This window comes from Methylobacterium iners (genome assembly GCF_022179305.1).
GTDB lineage: Bacteria > Pseudomonadota > Alphaproteobacteria > Rhizobiales > Beijerinckiaceae > Methylobacterium > Methylobacterium iners.
The window spans coordinates 16,105-37,729 of the sequence record NZ_BPQP01000027.1; the positions used below are offsets into that span (position 1 = coordinate 16,105).

General features: G+C 71.2%; 24 protein-coding genes. 3 read left to right on the plus strand and 21 right to left on the minus strand.

The annotated features are described in order from the left end of the window. Positions 1-3 precede the first annotated feature (3 nt). The 4 genes from MFF55_RS09095 to MFF55_RS09110 form a co-directional block, all read right to left on the minus strand. Positions 4-1,005: a chlorophyllide a reductase iron protein subunit X gene (locus MFF55_RS09095; protein WP_238243766.1), complete on the minus strand. Its 1,002-nt coding sequence runs from the start codon at positions 1,003-1,005 to the stop codon at positions 4-6. After that, a complete protein-coding gene (bchC, locus tag MFF55_RS09100) occupies positions 1,002-1,940 on the minus strand; it encodes a chlorophyll synthesis pathway protein BchC (protein WP_238243767.1) in 939 nt (312 codons plus the stop codon). The genes MFF55_RS09095 and bchC overlap by 4 nt, the downstream gene beginning before the upstream one ends. A 92-nt stretch (positions 1,941-2,032) precedes the next feature. Beyond that, positions 2,033-3,184, minus strand: coding sequence for a methyltransferase (locus MFF55_RS09105; protein ID WP_373874768.1), 1,152 nt, complete (start codon positions 3,182-3,184; stop codon positions 2,033-2,035). A gap of 35 nt (positions 3,185-3,219) precedes the next feature. Continuing rightward, positions 3,220-4,089, minus strand: a complete 870-nt coding sequence (locus MFF55_RS09110; RefSeq protein ID WP_238243769.1) for a polyprenyl synthetase family protein — start codon at positions 4,087-4,089, stop codon at positions 3,220-3,222. Positions 4,090-4,188: 99 nt separating this feature from the next. On the opposite strand from MFF55_RS09110, the gene crtD reads away from it, so the two are divergent. The 3 genes from crtD (at position 4,189) to MFF55_RS09125 (ending at position 6,868) form a co-directional block, all read left to right on the plus strand. After that, positions 4,189-5,730: a 1-hydroxycarotenoid 3,4-desaturase CrtD gene (gene crtD, locus MFF55_RS09115; RefSeq protein ID WP_238243858.1), complete on the plus strand. Its 1,542-nt coding sequence runs from the start codon at positions 4,189-4,191 to the stop codon at positions 5,728-5,730. Continuing rightward, positions 5,688-6,587 carry a carotenoid 1,2-hydratase family protein gene (locus MFF55_RS09120; RefSeq protein ID WP_238243770.1) on the plus strand — a complete coding sequence of 300 codons (900 nt, stop codon included), beginning with the start codon at positions 5,688-5,690 and terminating at the stop codon, positions 6,585-6,587. The genes crtD and MFF55_RS09120 overlap by 43 nt, the downstream gene beginning before the upstream one ends. 83 nt (positions 6,588-6,670) lie before the next feature. Beyond that, on the plus strand, positions 6,671-6,868 hold the full coding sequence (locus MFF55_RS09125; protein ID WP_238243771.1) for a DUF2283 domain-containing protein: 198 nt from the start codon (positions 6,671-6,673) through the stop codon (positions 6,866-6,868). 17 nt (positions 6,869-6,885) lie between these two features. Here the strand turns inward: MFF55_RS09125 and MFF55_RS09130 are convergent, their stop codons facing one another. The 17 genes from MFF55_RS09130 to bchM form a co-directional block, all read right to left on the minus strand. Next, on the minus strand, positions 6,886-7,071 hold the full coding sequence (locus MFF55_RS09130) for a hypothetical protein (RefSeq protein ID WP_238243772.1): 186 nt from the start codon (positions 7,069-7,071) through the stop codon (positions 6,886-6,888). Beyond that, positions 7,059-7,193, minus strand: a complete 135-nt coding sequence (locus MFF55_RS26775; RefSeq protein WP_283206719.1) for a hypothetical protein — start codon at positions 7,191-7,193, stop codon at positions 7,059-7,061. The genes MFF55_RS09130 and MFF55_RS26775 overlap by 13 nt, the downstream gene beginning before the upstream one ends. Beyond that, entirely contained in the window at positions 7,190-7,342 is a 153-nt protein-coding gene (locus MFF55_RS09135) for a hypothetical protein (RefSeq protein ID WP_238243773.1), read from the minus strand. Before MFF55_RS09135 ends, MFF55_RS26775 begins: the two co-directional genes overlap by 4 nt. Then, positions 7,339-8,421: a phytoene/squalene synthase family protein gene (locus MFF55_RS09140; protein WP_238243774.1), complete on the minus strand. Its 1,083-nt coding sequence runs from the start codon at positions 8,419-8,421 to the stop codon at positions 7,339-7,341. The genes MFF55_RS09135 and MFF55_RS09140 overlap by 4 nt, the downstream gene beginning before the upstream one ends. Then, positions 8,402-9,931, minus strand: coding sequence for a phytoene desaturase (locus MFF55_RS09145; RefSeq protein WP_238243775.1), 1,530 nt, complete (start codon positions 9,929-9,931; stop codon positions 8,402-8,404). Before MFF55_RS09145 ends, MFF55_RS09140 begins: the two co-directional genes overlap by 20 nt. Before the next feature lie 80 nt (positions 9,932-10,011). Further along, the gene (gene bchO / locus MFF55_RS09150; protein WP_238243776.1) at positions 10,012-10,908 is read right to left on the minus strand and encodes an alpha/beta fold hydrolase BchO; all 897 of its coding nucleotides are present in this window, start codon (positions 10,906-10,908) and stop codon (positions 10,012-10,014) included. Further along, positions 10,905-12,665, minus strand: a complete 1,761-nt coding sequence (locus tag MFF55_RS09155) for a magnesium chelatase subunit D (protein WP_373874762.1) — start codon at positions 12,663-12,665, stop codon at positions 10,905-10,907. Before MFF55_RS09155 ends, bchO begins: the two co-directional genes overlap by 4 nt. A gap of 49 nt (positions 12,666-12,714) precedes the next feature. Then, positions 12,715-13,728: a magnesium chelatase ATPase subunit I gene (gene bchI / locus MFF55_RS09160; protein WP_238243778.1), complete on the minus strand. Its 1,014-nt coding sequence runs from the start codon at positions 13,726-13,728 to the stop codon at positions 12,715-12,717. A 163-nt stretch (positions 13,729-13,891) separates the two neighbouring features. Then, positions 13,892-15,109, minus strand: coding sequence for a 5-aminolevulinate synthase (gene hemA, locus MFF55_RS09165; protein WP_238243779.1), 1,218 nt, complete (start codon positions 15,107-15,109; stop codon positions 13,892-13,894). Positions 15,110-15,241: 132 nt separating this feature from the next. After that, positions 15,242-16,063, minus strand: coding sequence for a putative photosynthetic complex assembly protein PuhE (gene puhE, locus MFF55_RS09170; protein WP_238243780.1), 822 nt, complete (start codon positions 16,061-16,063; stop codon positions 15,242-15,244). 1 nt (position 16,064) lies between these two features. Continuing rightward, positions 16,065-17,156, minus strand: coding sequence for a magnesium-protoporphyrin IX monomethyl ester (oxidative) cyclase (gene acsF / locus MFF55_RS09175; RefSeq protein WP_373874763.1), 1,092 nt, complete (start codon positions 17,154-17,156; stop codon positions 16,065-16,067). Beyond that, on the minus strand, positions 17,153-17,452 hold the full coding sequence (locus tag MFF55_RS09180; protein WP_238243781.1) for an O2-dependent cyclase accessory protein: 300 nt from the start codon (positions 17,450-17,452) through the stop codon (positions 17,153-17,155). The genes acsF and MFF55_RS09180 overlap by 4 nt, the downstream gene beginning before the upstream one ends. Next, on the minus strand, positions 17,449-17,907 hold the full coding sequence (puhC, locus tag MFF55_RS09185) for a photosynthetic complex assembly protein PuhC (protein WP_373874764.1): 459 nt from the start codon (positions 17,905-17,907) through the stop codon (positions 17,449-17,451). Before puhC ends, MFF55_RS09180 begins: the two co-directional genes overlap by 4 nt. Positions 17,908-17,977: 70 nt before the next feature. Beyond that, positions 17,978-18,655, minus strand: a complete 678-nt coding sequence (gene puhB / locus MFF55_RS09190) for a photosynthetic complex putative assembly protein PuhB (RefSeq protein WP_238243783.1) — start codon at positions 18,653-18,655, stop codon at positions 17,978-17,980. Further along, positions 18,652-19,425 carry a photosynthetic reaction center subunit H gene (puhA, locus tag MFF55_RS09195; protein ID WP_238243784.1) on the minus strand — a complete coding sequence of 258 codons (774 nt, stop codon included), beginning with the start codon at positions 19,423-19,425 and terminating at the stop codon, positions 18,652-18,654. Before puhA ends, puhB begins: the two co-directional genes overlap by 4 nt. Before the next feature lie 18 nt (positions 19,426-19,443). Next, complete coding sequence (locus MFF55_RS09200) at positions 19,444-20,880, minus strand: BCD family MFS transporter (protein WP_238243785.1); 1,437 nt, start codon at positions 20,878-20,880, stop codon at positions 19,444-19,446. Then, on the minus strand, positions 20,877-21,611 hold the full coding sequence (gene bchM, locus MFF55_RS09205) for a magnesium protoporphyrin IX methyltransferase (protein WP_238243786.1): 735 nt from the start codon (positions 21,609-21,611) through the stop codon (positions 20,877-20,879). Before bchM ends, MFF55_RS09200 begins: the two co-directional genes overlap by 4 nt. Positions 21,612-21,625 lie beyond the last annotated feature (14 nt).

Below are 21,625 nucleotides of genomic sequence, written 5' to 3' on the forward strand. Positions count from 1 at the left end.
GCGTCAGACCTCGTCGTAGACGACTTCGAGGGACGGCTTCACGACTTGCGCCGTGCCGCACATGTCCTCGAAGGTGGCGGGCACGAGCGTGACGCCGCGGCCCACGGCCTCGCCCTTGAACAGGCCGAGCAGCCCATCCTGGCTCAGGGGGGTCGGGTGGTTGGCCGCCGCGTCGTGGACGTTCTGCGCCAGATCCGCGAAGAGCGAGCCCCAGGGGCTCTCGGGCCGGCCGATGATCTCGTAATTCGCGCTCTTCTTGCGGATGTCGTCGTCGGCCGGGATCGAGGCCAGGACCGGGATGCCGACCGCTTGCGCAAAGGCCTGGGCCTCGCCGGTGCCGTCGTCCTTGTTGATGACGAGGCCGCCGACGCCGACATTGCCCCCGAGCTTGCGGAAGTATTCCACCGCCGAGCAGACGTTATTGGCGACGTAGAGCGACTGCAGGTCGTTCGAGCCGACGACGATGACCTTCTGGCACATGTCCCGGGCGATCGGCAGGCCGAAGCCGCCGCAGACCACGTCGCCGAGGAAGTCGAGGAGGACGTAGTCAAAGCCCCATTCGTGGAAGCCGAGCTTTTCCAGCAGCTCGAAGCCGTGGATGATGCCGCGCCCGCCGCAGCCGCGGCCGACCTCCGGCCCGCCGAGCTCCATCGCGTAGACGCCGTCGCGCTTGAAGCAGACGTCGCCGATGGCGACCTGCTCGCCGGCAAGCTTCTTCTTGGTGGACGTTTCAATGATGGTCGGGCAGGCGCGGCCGCCGAAGAGCAGGGACGTCGTGTCGCTCTTCGGGTCGCAGCCGATGAGCAGGACCTTCTTGCGCTGCTGGGCCATCATGTAGCTGAGGTTGGCCAGCGTGAACGACTTGCCGATGCCGCCCTTGCCGTAGATCGCGATGATCTGCGTCTCCTTGGTCGCGGCGACGGGCACCGGATCGGGGTCGATCCCAGCCTCGGCGCGCAGCGCTTCGGTCGCCTTCAGGGCCGCGCCGTTCAGGTGCATGTTCATGCGGCGGCTCTCCAATCGAGGATCATCTTCAGGCATTCGGGATCGCCGAAGGCCATGCGGTAGGCCGGCTCCGCCTCCGCCGCGGGGCGGCGATGCGTGATCAGGCCGTCGAGGGAGAGGCGGCCGCCGGTGATCAGGGCTGTGACGGCTGCGAGATCCTCTGGCCGCCACTGCGCGGCGACCCGGATGCGGGCCTCGCGCAGGAAGGCCGGCGGGAAGGCGAAGGCGAGCGGCGCCTCGTAGAAGCCGGCGAGCACGATCTCGCCGCCGGGGCTCAGTCTGGCGATCAGCCGGTCGAGGATCGCGGAATCGCCGCTGACGTCGGTGATGGCGGCGTAGTCCGCCCGTGCGTCCGCCTCGGGCGCGAGGACGGCGTAGCCGTGATCGCCCGCGGCCCGAATCGGGTTCGTCTCCCACACCACCGGCTCGCCGCCGGCGGCAAGCGTCAGCCGGGCCAGAAGGCGCCCGAGCACGCCGTGACCGACGATCAGGGAGCGGCGGCCCGGCACGACCTCGGAGAGCGCGTGGTGGGCGGTGGCGGCGAGCGCGATGAGGATGCTATGCTCGGAGAGCTTCGCATCGATCGGGACGAGGCGTGAGCCCGCGCTGACGAGGTGGGAGGCTGCGCCGCCGAACAGGCCGCGGACGGGGCCGAAGCAGCGGGAGCCCGGAACGAACACGGTCTGGCCCACCCGGGTGCCGGACTCGGAACCGGCCTCCACCACCTCGCCGACCGACTCGTAGCCCGGCACCAGCGGGTAGCCCATGCCGGGGAAGGCCGGCATCCGGCCGGACCAGAGCAGGCGCTCGGTCCCGGTGCTGATGCCGCTCCAGCGCACGGCGACGACCGCGTCGGCGGGGCCGGGAGCGTCGAGGGCCAGGCGGTTGAGGCTGAGATGTTCGGGCTGTTCCAGGACGACGGCGAGAGCATGCATGGTAATCAGACCCTCCCTTCGTTCTGCGGCGCCACTCAAGAACGCCTTCAATGTGTCATCCTAGATAGACACTTTGGTACGTCAACTCTTATTTACGTGTGCGAGGGATCGCGGTGGGCCGTGACGAGACGCGTCAACAGGGGACGTCGCGTCGCCACCTCGCGAACACCCACGAACCCGGCCTCGCTCAGGAGGCGGCTCAGCTCCGGCAGGCTGCGGCAGCGCCCGCTTCCCATGGCGAGCAGGTAGAAGCCGAAATACGCGTCCGCGATCGGTTTGGCCCCGTCCGTGCCCGACATCGGCTCCGCCAGGATCAGGGTTCCTTCCGACGGCAGGGCGTCGTGGACGCGGCGCAGCAGCAGGCGCACGACCTCGTCGTCGTGGTCGTGGACGACGCGCACCAGGGAGATCGCGTCGGCGCCCGTGGGCAGCGGGTCGTCGAGGAAGCTGCCGCCGAGGGCGGCTGCGCGCGATGCCAGCCCGGCCTCGGCGAAGCGACGCGCGGCGCGCTCCGCCACAGGCGGCAGATCGAACAGCTGGAGCGACAGGGCAGGCGCCCGGGCGGCCGCAGCGCGCAGGAAGGCACCCTCCCCGCCCCCGACATCCATGAGGCAGCGGTGCCGGGCGACCGGATAGGCGTCGAGGATGTCCTCGGCGATGAGCGCCTGCGAGGCCGCCATCAAGGCGCTGTAGGCGGCCACACCCCCTTCGCCGATCAGGTCGGCCTTCGTGCGGTCGGCATAGGGCCAGTAGCCGCCGAGCCGGGTCGGCCCCGATTCGCCGCGCAGCAGCGCCACGGGATCGCTGAGATCCTCGTAGAGCATGGAATGGTGGTCGATCATCGCCGCGATCGAGGGATTGCCGACGAGCGCCGCTCCGAGATCGGCGAGCGCGAAGCGGCCATCCGGCAGGACGGTGAGGAGATCAAGCGAGGTGGCGGCCTTGAGGAGCCGCAGGGTCCGCTCCGGCGGCAGCCTGAGGCGACCGGCCAGCGCCTCAGGGGCGAGCGGCCCCTCGCTTAGAATCGTGAAAAGGTCGAGCCGGACGCAGGCGAACAGCACCTGCGAATAGACGAAACCGGCGCAGAGGTCGAACAGCGCGCGGGTGTTGCGTCTGGCGATGCGGCGGGTGAGCGGGAAGCTCGCGGCCCAGCGCTGGAAGGCGGGATTCGCGATCGTGCGGGTGCGGAAGGCCAGCCAGCGCTCGCGCCAGGATCGCGGCGGCGCCGGGGCCTTGTGGGCCAGGGAGGGGGAGGACGCCACCGGGCGCGGGCCCCCGCTCAGGCGAGTTCCTGCGCCAGGCTCGCGGGCAGGAACAGGCGCGTCTGCGCCTCGATCTCAGCCCGCAGGATATCGGCGCCGGGGCAGGCCGGGATCACCTCGATCGCCTCACGCGCGAGCCGCTTCAGGCGGGCGAGAGCCCCGCCCATGCCGAGCAGCGCCGCCGCGTTCGGCCGGCCCAGCGTCGCGTCGCGCCCCACCGGTTTGCCGACCTCCTCCTGCCGGCAGGCGACGTCGCGCAGGTCGTCGGCGACCTGGTAGGCCTCGCCCAGGCATTCCCCGAGCAGCCGCCAGGGCAGCGCCTGGGCACCCGCCGCGGCAGCGCCGGCGACGGTGGCGGCGGCAAACAGAGCGCCGGTCTTGGCCTGCTGGTACTCGGTGAGCCCGACGGTCTCCTCCGATTCCCAGGCCTGGCCCGCCACGATGCCGGCCGGCGAGCCCGCGGCTCGGGCGATCAGCCCGACGAGGGCGGCGAGCCGGGCGGGCGAGCGCGCCGCGCCGCGGGCCAGCGTCTCGAAGGCAGAGACGATGAGAGCGTCGCCGGTGAGCACCGCGAGCGGCTCGCCGAAGGCCGCGTGCACGGAGGGCTTCTGCCGCCGCATCGGGGCGTCGTCGAAGCAGGGCAGGTCGTCGTGGACCAGCGAGGCGCAATGCAGGAGCTCGATCGAGGCCGCCGCGGCGTCCGAGGCCATCGGATCGTCGTCGCCGCAGGCGCGCGCCACCGAGAGGCAGAGCCGCGGCCGGATGCGGTGACCGCCGGGGAAGACGGCATAGCGGATGGCCTCCGCCAGCCTGGGTGGGGCGCCAGGCGCCTCGGCATGGGCGACGGCCGCGTCCAGAGCCTGCTCGATCCGACGATTCGCGTCCATGCCGACCCTCCCATGTATCTTGATGTTGTCATTTCAGAGTGTCAGATAATATTGACACTCGTCAAGGTGACGGCCAGCGGCATCGGGGGGCTTGAGGGTTTGGCGGAGCAGCGGGTCGTGGTGATCGGGGCCGGAATCGCGGGGCTTGTCGCGGCCCTCCGGCTCGCCCATGCGGGCCTTGACGTCACGGTGGTGGAGCGGGCCTCCCGGCCCGGCGGCAAGATGCGCAGCGTCGCGGTCGGCGACGCGCCGGTCGAGGCCGGCCCTACCGTCTTCACCATGCGCTGGGTCTTCGACGAGATCTTTTCCGATTGCGGTGCGGATCTCGATGCCTGCGTGTCCCTGCAAAAAGCCGAGATCCTCGCCCGTCACGCCTGGGGACCCGACGAACGCCTCGACCTGTTCGCGGATGCGCAAGCGTCGGTCGACGCGATCGCCGCCTTCGCGGGACCGGGCGAGGCCGAGGGGTATCGCCGCTTCCGCGCGCGAGCCGCCGAGGTCTACCGCACCCTCGAAGGACCGTTCATCCGGGGCGAGCGCCCGAATCCGCTCGAGCTCGGGCGCCGGGTGGGTCTTTCGGGAATGGGCGATCTCTGGCGCATCCAGCCCTTCACGACCCTATGGGATGCGCTCGGCACCTATTTCCGCGATGCCCGGCTGCGCCAGCTCTTCGGGCGCTACGCGACCTATTGCGGCTCCTCGCCCTTCCAGGCGCCCGCCACCCTGATGCTCGTGGCCCATGTCGAGGCCGAGGGCGTCTGGACGATCGAGGGGGGGCTGAGCCGGCTCGCCGCCGCGATCGCCGAGCTCGCCCAGGCTCGCGGCGCCCGCTTCCGTTACGACGCCGATGTTGCCGGCATCGCGGTGGAGCGCAGTCGCATCGCTGGCGTCACCTTGGCCTCCGGCGAGCGCATCCCGGCCGATCACGTCGTCGCGAATGCCGACATCGCCGCGCTCGGTGCCGGTCTGTTCGGCCCGGAGGCTGCGCGCGTCACCGGGCCGGTTCCGCCCTCCGAGCGCTCGCTCTCGGCCGTGACCTTCTGCATGAAGGCGCGCGCGGACGGCTTCCCGCTCGTCCGCCACAACGTCTTCTTCTCGGCCGATTACGCGGCCGAGTTCGCGGCCCTGCGCCGGGGCACCTTGCCCGCCGACCCCACCGTCTATGTCTGCGCGCAGGACCGGGACGACGCTGCGCCGCCGGAACGCGCCGAGCGCCTGCTCTGCCTCGTCAACGCATCCGCCAACGGCCTCGAACACCCCCTCACCGATCCGGAGATCGCCCGATGCGAGACGAATCTGCGCGCCCGCCTCAGCCGTTGCGGGCTGACCCTGGCGGAGGCGCCCGGCACGGTGACGACGACGCCCGCCGGGTTCGAGCGACTGTTTCCGGCGACCGGGGGCGCCCTCTACGGCCGCGCCTCGCACGGCTGGATGGCCTCGTTCAAGCGGCCGGGCGCGCGGACGCGCCTGCCGGGGCTCTACTTGGCGGGGGGCAGCGTCCATCCGGGGCCGGGGGTGCCGATGGCGGCGCTCTCGGGGGGACTCGCGGCGGACAGCCTCCTGTCGGATCTCAGGCGGAGCCGCGCTTCGACACGACGGTGGGCCGGGGCGGCTATGTCTGGTGGTACGTCGACGCCCTGAGCGCCGACGGGCGGCAGGGGCTCACCATCATCGCCTTCATCGGCAGCGTGTTCTCGCCCTACTACGCCTGGGACCTCTCCAAGGACCCCTTCGACCATTGCGCGGTCAACGTCGTGCTCTACGGGGAGCGCGCCAACCGGTTCTGCATGACCGAGCGCGGGCGCGACAGCCTCAGCCGCGACGCGCGCTCCATCGCGATCGGTCCGAGCGATCTCGAATGGGACGGCACCACCCTGACGATCCGCATCGACGAGCGCACGGCGCCGATCCCTTCGCGGGTCCGGGGCACCGTCAAGGTCCGGCCGAGCGGGATCACGGCGGAGACCTTCACCCTCGACAGCCACGGCGCCCATCGCTGGTGGCCGATGGCGCCCCTCTCACAGGTCGAGGTCTCGCTGACGGAGCCCTCCCTCGCCTGGACCGGCACCGCCTATTTCGACACCAATCACGGCGATTCGGCGCTCGAGGACGCCTTCACGGACTGGACCTGGTGCCGGGCGGAACTCGCGCGCGGCGCGGCGGTCCTCTACGACGTCCGGCGCCGCGACGGCAGCGGCCAGAACCTGTCGCTCCACTTCGCGCCGGACGGGACGCGCCGGGAGATCAAGCCCCCGCTCGCCGCCTCGCTGCCCCCGACCCGGCTCTGGCGGGTGCCGCGCTCGACGCGCAGCGACGACGCGAAGGCCGCGGTGGTCCGCACTTTCGAGGACACGCCGTTCTACTCGCGCTCGGTCCTGGCCTCGACGCTCTGCGGCGAGGCGGTGCGGCCGGTCCACGAGAGCCTCTCCCTCGACCGCTTCAAGAACCCGCTGGTCCGCCTGATGCTGCCGTTCCGGATGCCGCGGCCGATGGCATAGCAGATTTGGGTAGTCTATTTCTGAGACGGTGACGTCTGCCGGGTCGTCACGTTGTTTCTCGATCGCGGTCAGAGGGGCAGAGCGTGAAGGCGAGATACGACTCCGACGCGGATGCGCTCTACATGCGCCTGGCCGACGACTCGGTCGTCGAGCGCGAAGAGGTCAGGCCGGGCATCGTGCTCGATTTCGATGCCGAAGGGCGCGTGATCGCAATCGAGATTCTCGATGCCAGCCAACACCTCGCGCGCGTTTCGGATTTCGTGCGGTCGACCGCGGCCTGACTCTCCTGGTCCGGAACCTATCGATCAGGTAGGCTCAGCTCGTCCCGCACCGCAGCCCCCCGGTCCGCCCGGATGCTGCGCCGGACCTTCACGAGCTGCCAGATCGCCAGCCCGAGGATGACCGCGAACGGGATGCCGAAGAGCAGCCATATCCTAATGCCGCTTAGCACCCAGAGAATGATGTCGCCGATCATTTGGTCCATGGCTTGGTCCGCTCGGTGTTGTCGGCGCCTTCCCGGTCGCGCCGAATGCTGCGCTGGACCTTCACGAGCTGCCAGGCCGCCAGCCCGATGACGAGAAGTTCGAGGATCGCCAGGGCGATCATGGTGGATCGGCTTGCCTGGAGCGGGCGGCGGCCTCGGCCTTGTCGCGGCGGATGCTGCGCTTGAGCACCACGAGCTGCCAGATCGCGATGCCGAGCACCAGCCCGAAGGCGAGGAGGATCTCGAAGACGCCGTAGAACGCCTCGCTCATGGCACGGCGTGCGAGGGCCCTTCGCGGGCGAAGGCCTCGCGCTCGCGCAGGATCTCGATGATGTCGAGCACCCGCACGACCTGGCCCGGCACGTCCCACCACGCCGGGCGGCGCGGGATCGGCGCCCGGGCGGTCACGGATTCGATGAGGAAGGCGACCTCGGGAAGGGCCGGTTCGCCCCTCGCGCCGCCGGTCGGCAGGGGAAGCACCGCGCGGGCGAGGAGCGCCGCCTTGCGCCTCCCCGGAACGCGGGCGCGGGTTCCGACCGGGTCGAGGCCCCCCCGCTCCAGCGCGCGGCCGATCTCGGCATAGATCAGGCGCGCCGCACGGATCGCCGGCCGGCAGCCGGAGGGCAGGCCGGCGATGCCGGCCTCGGCGCGCGCGTAGAGCAGATCCGCCGCGGCGAGGAGGCGGGCGACGACGCCCTGCAGGGCCGGCGTCGTCACCGGATCGGCGAGGAAGCCGTCCGGGTCGATCCCGGCCTCGCGCAGCCAGGCCAACGGCAGGTAGAGGCGCCCCGCCCGCGCATCCTCGCCCACGTCCCGGGCGATGTTGGTGAGCTGCATCGCCACGCCGAGATCGCAGGCCCTGGCGAGGACCTGAGGGTCGCGTACGCCCATGATCAGGGTCATCATCGCGCCGACGCTCGCGGCGACCCGCGCCGCGTAGGCGCTGAGCTCGGACAGCGTCTCGTAGCGGCGCCCTCTCGCGTCCCAGGCGAAGCCTTCCAGGAGCGCCATGGGAAGCGCGGGCGGGATCGCGTGCTCGACGACGAGGTCGGCGAGCGCCCGGTCGGCGGGGCTGTCGGCGGGACGGCCCTCATAGGCCCGGGCCAGCCGGCGGGAGAGCCGCCCCACCGCCTCCGCCCGATCGCCCGCGGCGCTCTCGTCGACCGCATCGTCGGAATGGCGGCAGAAGGCGTAGAGGCCGTAGGCCGGGCGCCGGACCGCCGGGGGCAGCAGCATCGAGGCCGCATAGAAGCTTCGCGATCCGGTGCGGATCGCGGCCCGGCAGGCGGCGTGGTCGGCGGCGGCGGCGTGAGGCCCGAAGGCAACGACATCAAGCGAAGACGCGAGCATCCGGCACCACGCGATCGAGGATTCTGGCGGAGGACAGCACCCCGGGCAGGCCGGCGCCCGGATGGGTGCCCGCACCGACGAGGTAGAGGTTGGCGACGTCTTCCGAAGCATTGTGCGGCCGGAACCAGGCCGACTGGGTCAGCACGGGCTCGAGGCCGAACCCGGACCCGCGGAAGCTGAGGAAATCGCTCGCGAAATCCTGGGGCGTGGTCACCTTCGAGGTGACGACGCAGTCCGACAGGCCCGGCATCACGGTCGCTTCGAGGTGTCGCGCGATCGCCTGCCGATAGGGCTCGGCCTCGACGCTCCAATCCTGCCCGCCGTCGAGGTTCGGCACCGGCGAGAGCACGTAGAAGGCGTCGCAGCCGGGCGGCGCCATCAGCGGGTCGGTGGCGGTCGGTCGGTGCAGGTAGAGGCTGAAGTCCGGCGACAGCCGCTTCGTGCGAAAGATGTCGTCGATGAGCCCGCGGTAGCGCGGCCCCATCAGGATCGTGTGGTGGGCAAGGTCCGGGTATTTCCGGTTCGTGCCGAAATACCAGACGAACAATCCCATCGAGGAATGGCTCGTCGCGAGCTTGCGCCCGCTCCATCGCCGGCGGGGCGCCTGCGGCAGCAGGTGCTTGTAGGTGAAGGCGGAGTCCGCGTTCGAGACCACGATGTCGGCGGCGATCCGCTCGCCGCCGGTCAGGGCGATGCCGGTGGCGCGGCCCTCCTCGACCAGGATCTGGGCCACGTCCGCGCCGCAGCGCACACCGCCGCCCTGGCTCCGAATCAGCCCGACGAGACCGTCGACGAGGCGGCCGGTGCCGCCCATCGCGAAATGCACGCCCCAGCGCCGCTCGAGATGGGCGATCAGGCAGTAGATCGCCGTGGCGCGGAAGGGGCTGCCGCCGATGAGGAGGGGGTGGAAGCTGAAGATCGTGCGCAGGCGCTCGTCGCGGATGTGCTTGGCCACGAGGCCGTAGACGCTGCGATGGGCTCCGAGCCGGATCAGGTCGGGGATGAGGCGGACCATGTCGCGGATCGACCCGAACGGCACGTGCCCGAGCTCCTCGAAGCCGACCTCGCAGATCTTGCGGCTCTGCTCCATGAAGCGCTCGTAACCCGCGACATCCGCAGGAGAAAACCGCGCGACCTCCGCTCGCATCGCGGCGAGGTCGCCGCTGTAGTCGAAGGTGGCGCCATCATCGAAACGGATCTGGTAGAACGGCGACATCGGGGCCAGGGTGACGTCGTCCGCCATCCGCCGTCCGCACAGCTCCCAGAGCTCCTCGAACAGGAAGGGCGCGGTGACGATGGTCGGGCCGGCATCGAAGGTGAAGCCGTCCTGCCGGTGGACCCGGGCCCGGCCGCCCGCCTGCTCCAAGCGCTCCAGCACCGTGACGCGGTAGCCCCGCGCCCCGAGCCGGATCGCCGCCGCAAGACCGCCGAAGCCGCTGCCGATCACCACCGCGTGGAGTCGGTCGGGCTTGGCATCCGCGATCGTCGGCGAGGCGGCGAGTGTCAACATGCGTTGACACTATGCGGGAGCATTGCGCGAAATCAAGAGCCGTTCCGCCGAGTCTTCTTTCGATCGGTGGCGGCCCGGATTCAATTCGCTGCGAGCAGCCCCGCCGCGCGGGCCTCACGGAGGATGATCGCCGCGACCTTGTCGGGCGCCTCCTCGTGCGCGAGGTGGCCGAGGTTGCGCAGGAGCTCGACGCGGGCGTTGGGCAGGCGATCCTTCAGTGCGAAGGCGGTCTCGGGAGCGATCGCCTTGTCGTCCCCGCCGACGATGAGGAGCGTGCGCGTGGTCAGGCGATGGATGTCGCGGTCGAGGGTGGCGAGGTCCCAGTTCGCCATCATCCCCAGCGCGCCGGCGACGTGGGCGGGGTGGCGGAACAGGCGGCGGTAGAGGTCGAGCCCCTGCGCGTCGAGCCGGGAGCCGGTGCCGCGGATGAGCCGCTCCACCGCCGGCTGGTCGGCCGACCAGGCGAAGATCCGCGGCGTCACGGGGTTGAGGAACAGCATCCTGGCAAGGCTCGGGAACAGCACGGAGGCGAGGCCCGGAAACGGCGTCAGCGCGCCGTTGAGGGCGACGAGAAGGCCGGGCGCGGCGCCGCCGTCGAGGCAGAGCCGGACGAGGATCGCGGCGCCGGCCGAATGCCCGGCGACGAGCACGGGGCTGACCTCGAGCGTGCGCAGCAACCCCCCCACCGCCCGGGCCATGCCCGGTAGGGAGAGGCGCCCGGCCGGCAGCGGATCGGTGAAGCCGTGGCCGGGTAGGTCCGGCGCGATCACCCGGAAGGTTTCCGCGAGGAGCGGGGCGAGGCCGCGCCAGGAATGCGTCGCTGCCCCGGTGCCGTGGAGCAGCAGCAGCGGCGGCGCGTCCGCGGAGCCCATCTCCTGAACGTGCCAGCGCAACCCCGCCGCCTCGACGAAGCGGCTCGCCTCGCGGTTCGGCCAATCCGCGCCGTCGCGCGCCCAGTCGGGACGCTCGCCGCTCATGCTGGCCCCCGGTCGATGACGGCGCGCACGGCCGCGCTCATGGCGCCCGAATCGGCGTGCGGCAGGGCGAGGTAGCGGGCCTCCATCGCGGCGGCGAGGCGTCGGGCAGGCTCCTGCGGCCGTGGGGCGGTGTCGATGAGGATGGCGCGCACGCCCAACGCGCGGAAGGCGCGTGCGGCCCCGAGGGCGTCCTCGAGCGCCCGTGCCCGCCCGCCCTCGCCGGAGCGCGCCACATTGGCCCGGCCGTCGGTGAGAAGGACCACGACCGGGGTGCCCCCGCCCCGGCGCACGCCGAGCGCGAGGTTCGTGGCAGCCTCGATGCCGCCGGCGAGGGGCGTGCCGCCGCCGCCGGGCAGCGCGGCGAGCCCGCGCTTGGCCCGCACCAGCGAGCGGGTCGGCGGCAGGATCACGTCGGCGCCCTGCCCGCGGAAAGCAACGAGCGCCACCCGGTCGCGGCGGGTATAGGCCTCGGCGAGCAGCAGCTCGACCGCGCCCTTGGCCTCGGCCAGGCGCTCCAGGGCGGCGGAGCCGGAAGCGTCCACCGCGAAGATCGTCGTCGTCTCGGTGCGCTGGCGGAAGCGCGTGATCCGAACGTCCTCGGGGCGGACGATGACGCGGCCGGGCGCCGCGCCCCTGATCCGCTGCCAGGGCGCGGCAGCGCGCAGGGTCTCGATGAGGTTGAGCCGGCCGTGGCGCGGATCGCCGGGCCTGGCGCCGATCGGCCGGCCGGATCGGGAGGCCGCCGCGGAGGCGCCGACGCGCCCGGCCTTCGGAGCGCGGAGCCGGGGGCCGCCGCCGCTCAGGAGCGCGAGGAGGCCCGGAGGGATCGCGGCGCGGGCCGCCGCGATCACCTGCTCGTCGAGGGAGGGCGGACCGCCCTCCTCCGCGTCCGGTGACGATTCGGGCGCTGCGGCCTCGGCCGGCGACTCGGGTTCGGTGCCGGTCTCGTCCAGATCCGTGGGCTGCTCGGGCGGGGCGTCGGAGGCCGGAATCCGCGTGGCCCGCGGCGCGAGCACGAGGCGGGCCGCCTCGATGGCATCGGCCTCCGCGACCGCGTTCCGCCCGTCGAGGGCGGCCGCGATCCGGGCCACCCGGGCCGCCAGCAAGGGGCCGCGCAGGGAGAGCACGCCCAAGGCTGCGGCCGCCTCGCAGAGGGCGGCGACGCTATCGTCGTCCATCCCAACATGATGGGGCTCGACGCATCTCCCTCTCCGCTCTGCGGAGGCAGCGTTTTTCGCGTCGCGCAGTGCCACGTCCGTGAGGTCCACGCGGAACGCCAGCCGCTCGGCGAGCACGGCGGGCGCGGCCTCGTCGTCGATGCCCTCGTCGAGCAGGATGAGACCGAAGCGGGCGGGCAGGCGCTGCTGCAGCCCATCGCGCTCGACGAGCACCACGCCGCTGTCGAGGGCGGCGGCGAGGCGGGCGGCGGTGCCCGGGGGCAGCCGCTCGGCCATCGGCACGACGAGGAATCCGCCGTCCGTCTCCGCCAGGAGGCCGCGCTGAGCGACCGGGCGCCCGGTTCGAAGCGTCGCGGCGAGGTCGAGGCCGCCGATCAGCCGGTCGTCGGCGATGCCGGCGGGCATCCGGCGGACGGGGGTGTCCTCGCCGATCAGGCCGCGGAGGACCGCGAGCCAAGCATCCCGTACCGGCCCGGCCCCCGCCCGGACGAGGATTCCGCCGCATCCATGCGGATCGGCGGCGGCAAGGTGCGCCACGCGCAGGGCGTCGGACCAGGGATCGCTCATGGCGGGGGGCATTCCCCTCCCCCCGCCGGGCGGGGAGAGGGAAAGGCGCATCGCCGCCGCGTCACTGCGAAAAGACCTGCTCCACCGCTCGGGTCACCCGGGCGGTGGAGCCGGCTTCGTCCAGCGGGTTGCGGCGCAGGCGGTGGCGGAGCGCCGAGGGGGCGATACGCTTGAGGTGGTCGATAGCCACGATGTCCGCGCCCTCGAAGGCGGCGAGCGCCCGGGCGGTGCGCATCAGGGTGAGTTCGCCGCGCAAGCCGTCGGTGCCGAGCGCCAGGCAGAGGCGGGCAGCGGCCTCCAGGGTCGCGTCCGGCACGTCCATCCCGGGAAGGCGCGCGCGCGCGGCGGTGAGCTGCTTCTGGAGGGCGCGGTCGGCCCGCTCGTAACCGCGGCAGAACCCGTCGGGATCGCGCTCGAAGGCGTCGCGGCGGCGGACGACGTCGATGCGGGTCGGGAGATCGGTCGGCGTCGTCACCTCGACGGCGAGGCCGAAGCGGTCGAGGAGCTGAGGGCGCAGCTCCCCCTCCTCCGGGTTGCCGGAGCCCACGAGCACGAAGCGCGCCGGATGGCGCACGCTCAGGCCCTCGCGCTCGACGGTGTTGACGCCGCTTGCGGCCACGTCGAGCAGCAGGTCGACGAGGTGGTCGTCGAGCAGGTTGACCTCGTCGATGTAGAGGAAGCCGCGATTGGCTCGGGCCAGCAGCCCCGGCTCGAAGGCCTTCTCGCCGTGCGCCAGCGCGCGTTCGAGATCGAGGGCCCCGACGACCCGGTCCTCGGTGGCGCCGAGCGGCAGGTCGACGACAGGCACCGGCACGAGCCCGCTTTTCCGCGGGCCGCCCTTCGCGCAATGCGGGCAACTTTCCGCCGGTTGGCCGGGATCGCAGGAATACGGGCAGCCGGCCACCGCCTTCATCTTCGGGAGGAGCGCCGCGAGGCCGCGGATCGCGGTCGACTTGCCGGTGCCGCGGTCGCCGAAGACGAGGACGCCGCCGACGGACGGGTCCACGGCGGCGATCAGGAGCGCCCGGCGCATCTCGTCCTGGCCGACGATGGCCGAGAAGGGGAAGGTGGTCACGCTGGGGTTACTCGTTCCTCGGGAGCCCGCGCGTCTCTCCTCCTCCTTGTGGGGAGGAGTTGGAGGTGGGGGTGGCTGGGTGACCCTGCTTGGCGGCAAGCGGAGCCACCGCCACCCCTACCCCTCCCCACAAGGGGGAGGGAAGAGCCCTTCTCACCGCCCGCTATTCCGCCGCCGCGCGCTGCACGCCCATCCGGCCCCAGATCGCCGACAGCGCGCCGACGAGGTGCTCGATATCCGCGTCCGTGTGCAGCGGCGAGGGCGTGATGCGTAGGCGCTCGGTGCCGCGGGGCACGGTCGGGTAGTTGATCGGCTGGACGTAGATGCCGAACTCGTCGAGCAGGGTGTCCGAGATCGCCTTGCAGAGCACGGGGTCGCCGACCATCACCGGCACGATGTGGCTGTCGTTCGGCAGGTAGGGGATGTCGGCCGCGTCGAGTCGGGCCCTGACCTGGGCGACGCGCTCCTGGTGGCGGGCGCGCTCCACGCCGCTCTCCTTGAGGTGGCGGATGCTCGCCGCCGCACCCGCGGCCACGGCCGGGGGCAGCGAGGTGGTGAAGATGAAGCCCGAGGCGAAGCTGCGCACGAAGTCGCAGAGCTTGGCCGAGCCCGTGATGTAGCCGCCATGGACGGCGAACGCCTTGCCCAGCGTCCCCTCGATGACGTCGAGGCGGTGGGCGAGGCCCTCGCGCTCCGAGATGCCGCCGCCCCGCTCGCCGTAGAGGCCGACCGCATGGACCTCGTCGAGATAGGTGAGCGCGCCATGCTTCTCGGCGACGTCGCAGATCTCGGCGATCGGCGCGATGTCGCCGTCCATCGAGTAGACCGATTCGAAGGCGACGAGCTTCGGCCGGGCCGGGTCGATCAGGCTCAGCTTCCGGTCGAGGTCTTCCGGATCGTTGTGGCGGAAGATGTGACGCTCGGCGCGGCTCGCCTTGATGCCCTCGATCATGGAGGCATGGTTCTCCGAATCGGAGAGCACGACGCAGCCGGGAAGCTTGCCGGCGAGCGTGCCGAGGGCCGCCCAGTTCGAGACGTAGCCCGAGGTGAAGAGCAGGGCCGATTCCTTCCGGTGCAGATCAGCGAGCTCGCGCTCCAGGAGGACGTGGTAATGGTTGGTGCCCGAGATGTTGCGGGTGCCCCCTGCGCCGGCGCCGCAACGGTCGAGCGCCTCGTGCATCGCGCCGAGCACCTTGGGGTGCTGGCCCATGCCGAGATAGTCGTTCGAGCACCAGACCATGACCGGGCGCTGACCGCCGGGGCTGTGGTGAGTGGCGTGGGGGAAGCGGCCGTTCTGGCGCTCGAGATCGGTGAAGACGCGGTAGCGGCCTTCACGGTGGAGGCTGGCGAGCTCGGAACCGAAGAAACGCTCGTAATCCATGGCCGTCCCCTTCCCCATCGCGCTTCGTTGTTGTGACAAGTCAGCTTGACACTGTGAGATGACAATAATTCTAGACGCCGAATTTGCCAGCCCTTTTTTCTCGGCTCGCATCTTCGTCAGGATGGGTGATTTTTAGGTGATGTCGTGCGGGCAGGCCGGGACCGGCTCGGGCCCGTCGAGGCGGGGCGCGGGCGGCTTGGCGCCGGGCAGGCTCCAGCTCCAGAGGGCCGCGGCCGGCAGGGGAAGCATCAGGAACCAGTGTTCCAGGGTGGCGAGCGCCACCAGCGTCGTCAGGATGGTCAGGCCGACGAGATCGTGGGGCGAGGCCGTGCCGTCGAGGGCGGCGAGGCCGAGCGCCACCGTCAGGATCGTGCCGGCGCTCACCGAGAACGGGAAGAGCAGGTTCATCGGCTTCCGGGTGAGGAAGCAGGCGAGATAGCTCAGGTGCTCGGGCAGGAACTCGGCGTTGAGGTTGCGCACGCCGAGGAACATGTTGAGCCGGGCCGAGAGGTTCATCCCCCAAAGCACGAGGTAGGTCCATAGGGCGAAGCGGTTGGGCTCGCCCCAGGTGAGGGCGAGGATGGCGAGCGCCCCGGCGACGATCGCCGCCTCGTGCCAGAGGCTGGTCGCCGCCGCCGCCCGGAAACGGGCGAAGCCCTTGGTGCCGGGCGGGCAGCCGGTGGTGCGCGGGCCGGAGACGAAGCCCATGTAGTAGCTCATCTCCTGCCAGCCCCAGACCAGCAGCGCCCCGGTGAAGGCGATGTAGGCGCCGGCCTCGCTCGCATCCCCGGCGCTCGTCGCGATGGCCCAGAGCGCCCCGACGAGGACCAGGGTCGCCCCCGCCATGCTCCAGCCGTGGGTGTGCCGCGGCTTCAGGTCGAGGAGCAGGATCAGGCCGGTGGAGAACCACCAGACCACGATCGCGTAGAGCGCGGGGAGCGCGTAGGCGCCCACGCTACCAGACCGGCTCGAGGCGGATCTCGGCGGGCATCGGGTTGTCGATGGTGGGGATCGCGTAGAGCCGGGCGAAGTTGATCGCCGACATCGCGATCCAGGCGCCGTGCTTGATCTTACCGACGATCCCGCCCTGCGCCTTGGCGTCGGCGATCCCGTTCGAGCAGGCGAGCAGCCGGTCCAAGGCCGCCTTGAAGCGCGGGTTGTCGAGGTCCAGCGTCAGCGGGAAGGTCTGCTTCGAGATGTCGGAGGTGATCCGGAAGACCTTGAAGTCGTATTCCGTCGGATCGACGCCGAGCGCCTTGTGGAAATGCGGCCGGCAATGGTCGCGGACATACATCGTCGCGAAGACGGCGAGCAGGAAGAACTTGATCCAGTAGCGGTTCACGCCCGTGGTCAGCTTCGGGTTGGCGCGCATCAGGAGCGCGAAGGCCTCGCCGTGGCGGAACTCGTCGTTGCACCACTTCTCGAACCACTTGAAGATCGGGTGGAAGCGCTTGTCCGGGTTCTTCTCGAGCTCGCGGAAGATCGTGATGTAGCGGGCGTAGCCGATCTTCTCAGAGAGATAGGTGGCGTAGAAGATGAACTTCGGCCGGAAGAAGGTGTACTTCTTCGATTTCGTCAGGAAGCCGAGGTCAACGCCGATGCCGAAATCCTTGAGCACGTCGTTGATGAAGCCGGCGTGCCTCGCCTCGTCGCGGCTCATGAGGCCGAACAGCTCGCGGATATCCGGGTTCTTGGCGCGCTTCCTCATCTCGGCATAGAGCACGCAGCCCGAGAACTCGGCCGTGATCGAGGAGACGAGGAAGTCCATGAACTCCTTGCGGAGCTCCGGGTCGAGGCCCGACATGTCGACGTCGAACTCCTCGTTGCGCACGAAGTGGCGCTTGTTCGGGTCGGCCTTCAACTCCGCGATGAGCACGTCCCATTGCTGGCGCACGGGCTCGACGTTGGTGCGGTCGAGCTCCACGAAATCCGTCGTGTAGAAGCGGGGCGACAGGAAGGTCGTCTCCTGCGCCGCCTTGGTGCCCTCGTTGAGCGGGTACTTCGGCTGAACCCCCTTGGGAGCCTGATGCTGGATCGAGACGTTCACAGGCGCCTCCTTTCGGAAAAGCTGACTTCGTAGAGCTCGGTCAGTTCAAAGTGGCCGGCGAGCTTTGTCCAGAGCCGTTCGAGCTTGCCAGCGCGGGTGATCGTCGCTGTGCGCTGCACCACGATGCGCTCGCCGTAGGGGACGCTCGTCGGCGCGCCGTGGACCTGGACCTCGTCGCCGGGCTCGATCTCGAAGGCGGCGTCGAGGGTGACGTGGGCGTGCAGGCTCTCGGGCGTCTGCTCGATCTCGACGGTGCAGGGCACCTCGATCGTCTCTCGTCCGATCCATCCGCTCACTGTGCCGCCCCCGTTCCGGGCATGATCCGGGCGAAGGCCTGGAGGTTCGTCGGTCCGAAGGCGCCGAGATTGACCCGGCGGCCGGTGGCGTCGTCGCCGAGTTCGAGGCTGCCGTCCTCGAAGCGCGTCAGCCGGAAGGGCTGCTCGCGCGTCAGACCCTCGCGCAGGCGGGCCTGGGCGAAGGCGCGCAAGGTCGCGCGCACGAAACCGTCCTGACCTGGCATCACGGTGGCGATGAGGTGATCGCTGCCGGCGTCGCGCAGGGTGATCGAGCCGTCGGCCTGGTCGTCGACGCGCAGCGCCACGCTCTGCCGGGCTTGTGCGGGCTGCGCCTCCGGCACCGCCACGCCGCCGGTCCGGCCGAGGGCGACCACCAGCATCGTGAAGCCGATCAGCGCTCCGGCCCCGATCACCAGGAAGCCGGGGATCTTCCTGTCCAAGCCGTCGCTCCTCATCGCAACCCTCTCCTCTTGCCGTGCCGCATTCTCCCTCGCCGAAGCGGCTGCCGCTTCGGCGGAGAATGCTCTAGCTCGCAGCGGCCAGGCGCCCCTGGCGGACCGGCGCGCGCGGACGCCCGACCACCATCGGCACTGCCGTTTCCTCTCCGGTTTCGCGCGCGCCGACAAGGGCGTGCGCGAGGACCGATGCCACGGTCGCGGCCTCCGGGATCGAGCGCAGCATGGGCTCGGGCCGGGTGACGTGCCAGGGCCGGGCATGAGGCCAGAGGTGAAGGTAGGCGACGCGGATGCCCGGACGCAACTGCAGGGGCAAGTCGCCGCTGCCGTCGGCGAAGCGGCGCAGGCCGGCGCCCTCGATCATGGCGAAGGGCAGGTTGAAGGTGACGGGAAGGGCGATGCCGACCCGCATCACGACCCGCCGGTTGGTGATGGTGTAGGTGGTGGTGCGCGCCGCAAGCCAGCCGAACAGGGCGAGGAGTGCGAGCGCGCCGACCCCGATGGCCAGCGTCGGCAGGGCGACGAGGAGGGCCTGTCCCGGGGAGCCCTCCCCGGCCGCGCTGAGGCCGGCGACGAGCGCCACCGCGCCGAACCAGAGCGCCACCAGCCGCGCGTGGAAGATCCGCACGGTCACGCCGAAGGCGCAGGGGCGGCCCTGCCAGAGGATGTGCTCGCCCGCCGGCAGCGGTCCGGGCAGGCCCGGCGGCGCGTCGAAGGCGTTGGGGGGAAGGGCGGCGGCGCGGCTCACAGGTAGGCCTCCTGGCGCTCGGGCGTGGCGTAGAGGGTGCCGCCGCCGAAATAGGCCATGATCCGCTCCTCCTCGTAGAGGGTGACCGAATCGGGGTCCTTGGTGCCCGGGATGTCGGCGAATTGATGCGCCAGCAGCGCCTCGGACTTGACGGTGCGCGAGAAGCGCCCGGTCGTGCAGAAGGCGTGGGGCATCAGCACCCGCCGCCCGCTCCCCGCGAGCTCGACCTCGTAGTAGCGCACGAGGCTCTCGCCGCGGTCGATCCAGAGATCGGCGACGGTGCCGGCGACCTTGCGGTCGGCGCCGACGACCGGCATGCCGATCGGGTTCGGCCCGTCCTCATGGACCATGAAGTGGTCGGCGACGCGCAGGGGCACGATGCGCTTGGCCCCGTCCCAGGTGTGGTCGTGCGCATCGTCGCGGTCGACGTAGGCACCCGGCCCGATCATGTCGTTCAGGCCGCCGTTGTCCGGCTCCATCGGAGCGCCCGGCCAGATCTCGCGCTTGTGGCCCTTGTAGTTCCGGGCCGGCTGCATGTCGGTCTGCGGCGCGTTCTTCACCTTGCCGTCCGAGAGCAGGAACTGCTTCGGGGTCGGGATCAGGATCGGGTCGGGCCGCTTGAGCCGGCCGGCCGCCTCGTTCTCGAGGGGATATCCCTCGCGGCGATCCTCTCGGCGCAGGTAGAAGACGAGACCTGCGAAGAAGATCCAGAACGCGTACAGGATGATCTGCGCGACGTCGATGTAGCCTGTCAATTCACCTCTCGGCATGGCGGGTCTCCTGGCGGTTCAGCGGGGCCGGTTGACGTAGGCGGGCGTGAGGAGGGTCCGGCCCTCCCGCTCCCGTGTGGCGGTGTCGCGAACGAGCGGACCGATCGCGACGAGGGTCGCGAACAGGAGCGCGATCTCGATGTGGTAGACGATGAGGTAGCCGACGGCCGGGTCGCTCATGGCCTCGCCGAGCGCGCCCGAGGCCGAGAGGCTCGACCCGATGTCGCGGACGATGCCGCTCGCGGCGATGGCGATGCCCGCCGCGCTGGCCTGCACCGCGCCCCAGGCGCCGAGCGCCAGGCCCGTATCCTCCGGACCGGCCTTGGCCATGGAGGCGGTCAGCGTGCCGTGGGCGAAGAGACCGCCGCCCAGCCCGATCAGCATGACGCCGGTGGCGAAGAGCTGCGCCGAGGCCAGCGGCGCGGCGAAGATCACCGCCGAGAAGGCCGCGATGCCCACCACCGTCCCAGCCGCCGCGACGCGGAACGGATCGCCGCCGCGGTTGAGCCAGCGCGCCGCGAACAGAAGCCCGAGGCCGCCGCCGGCGGCCAGCATGGCGGTGAGCGCCGTCGTCGCCGCGACCGGCAGGTGCAGGATCTGGCCGCCATAGGGTTCGAGCAGGATGTCCTGCATCGAGAAGGCGGCGGTGCCGAGGCCCGTCGCGACGAGGCGACGCCGCGCCAGCCCGCTGCTGGCATAGGTTGCCCAGGATTCCGAGAAGCTGGGGCGCGGCAGCGCCCTCGCCGTCCGGCCGGGCTGTCGCGGCTCCTGCTTCCAGAGAGCGAGGCCGTTGAGGATGATGGTCACGAGGGCCGCGCCCTGGATCACCTGGATCAGCCGCACGGCCGAGAAATCCGCGAGGAGCAGGCCGAACACGATGGCGCTCGTCATCATGCCGGCCAGCAGCATCGCGCAGAGCAGCGCCACCACCCTCGGCCGGACATGGGCGGGGGCGAGGTCCGTCGCCAAGGCGAGGCCGACGGTCTGCACCGTATGGAGGCCGGAGCCCACGAGCACGAAGGCGAGCGCCGCGGCGATCTGGCCGATCCAGAGCGGCCCCGTCGTGTCGCCGGACAGGAGCAGCAGGGCGAACGGCATGATCGCGAGCCCGCCGAACTGCAGCAGCGTGCCGAACCAGATGTAGGGAACCCGCCGCCAGCCCAGCACCGAGCGGTGGTTGTCGGAGCGGAATCCGACGAGGGCCCGCAGGGGGGCGAAGACCAGAGGGAGCGACAGCATCACGGCCACGATCCAGGCCGGCACAGCGAGCTCGACGATCATCACCCGGTTGAGCGTCCCGATCAGCAGCACCGCGGCCATGCCGACGGTGACCTGGAACAGCGACAGCCGCAGCAGTCGGCCCATCGGCAGCTCCGGCGTCGCGGCATCCGCGAAGGGCAGGATGCCGGGGCCGAGGCGCATCAGGGCGCGGGCTGTGAGGTCCGCGACCTTCATCGCGATCCTCCCCCCATTGCGGGGGGAGGAGTCATCCGCGAGAGCTCGATCGCGTTCGAGAGATAGAACCCGCTGTTCACCCGCTTCGTGCGCCCGACGGCGAAGCCGCCGAGCACCGGCTCCCGCGCGATCCGGCGGCGCAGGCCCGCTTCGGTGATCGGCACGATGGCCGGGGCCCGGTCCGCCTTGGGGAAGAGCTTGCCGGCCGCGTGCATCAGCGTCAGCAGCGCGGTGCGAGGCGCCACCGTGAAGACGATCGACCTGTCGGTGCGAAGCCCGAGCTCGGCCAGCGCCCGGGCGATGTCCGGGCCGTTGTAGTGGATCAGCGAATCCATCGCGACGACGTGGTCGAAGCGGCCGAGCCAGGGGTCGAGCATGTCGCCGACCCGGAAATCGATGCGCCCTCCCCCGGGCACCGCGCCGAGGCGCTCGCGGGCGAGGCCGATCAGCGTCGGCGACACGTCGATCGCGACGACCTCGGCGCCGCGGCGGGCGGCCTCGATGCTGAGCGCCCCGGTGCCGCAGCCGGCATCGAGCACGCGCCTGCCCGAGAGATCCTCCGGCAACCAGGAGAGAAGATTCGCCCGCATCGCGTCGCGGCCGGCCCGCACCGTGGCGCGGATCTTCGAGACCGGCGCGTCCGAGGTCAGCCGCGCCCAGGCATCGACCGCGGTGCGATCGAAATAGGTGGTGAGCTGGGTCCGGCGCTCGGTGTAGGAAGCGGTTGCCATGGCGCGGGGTCCGA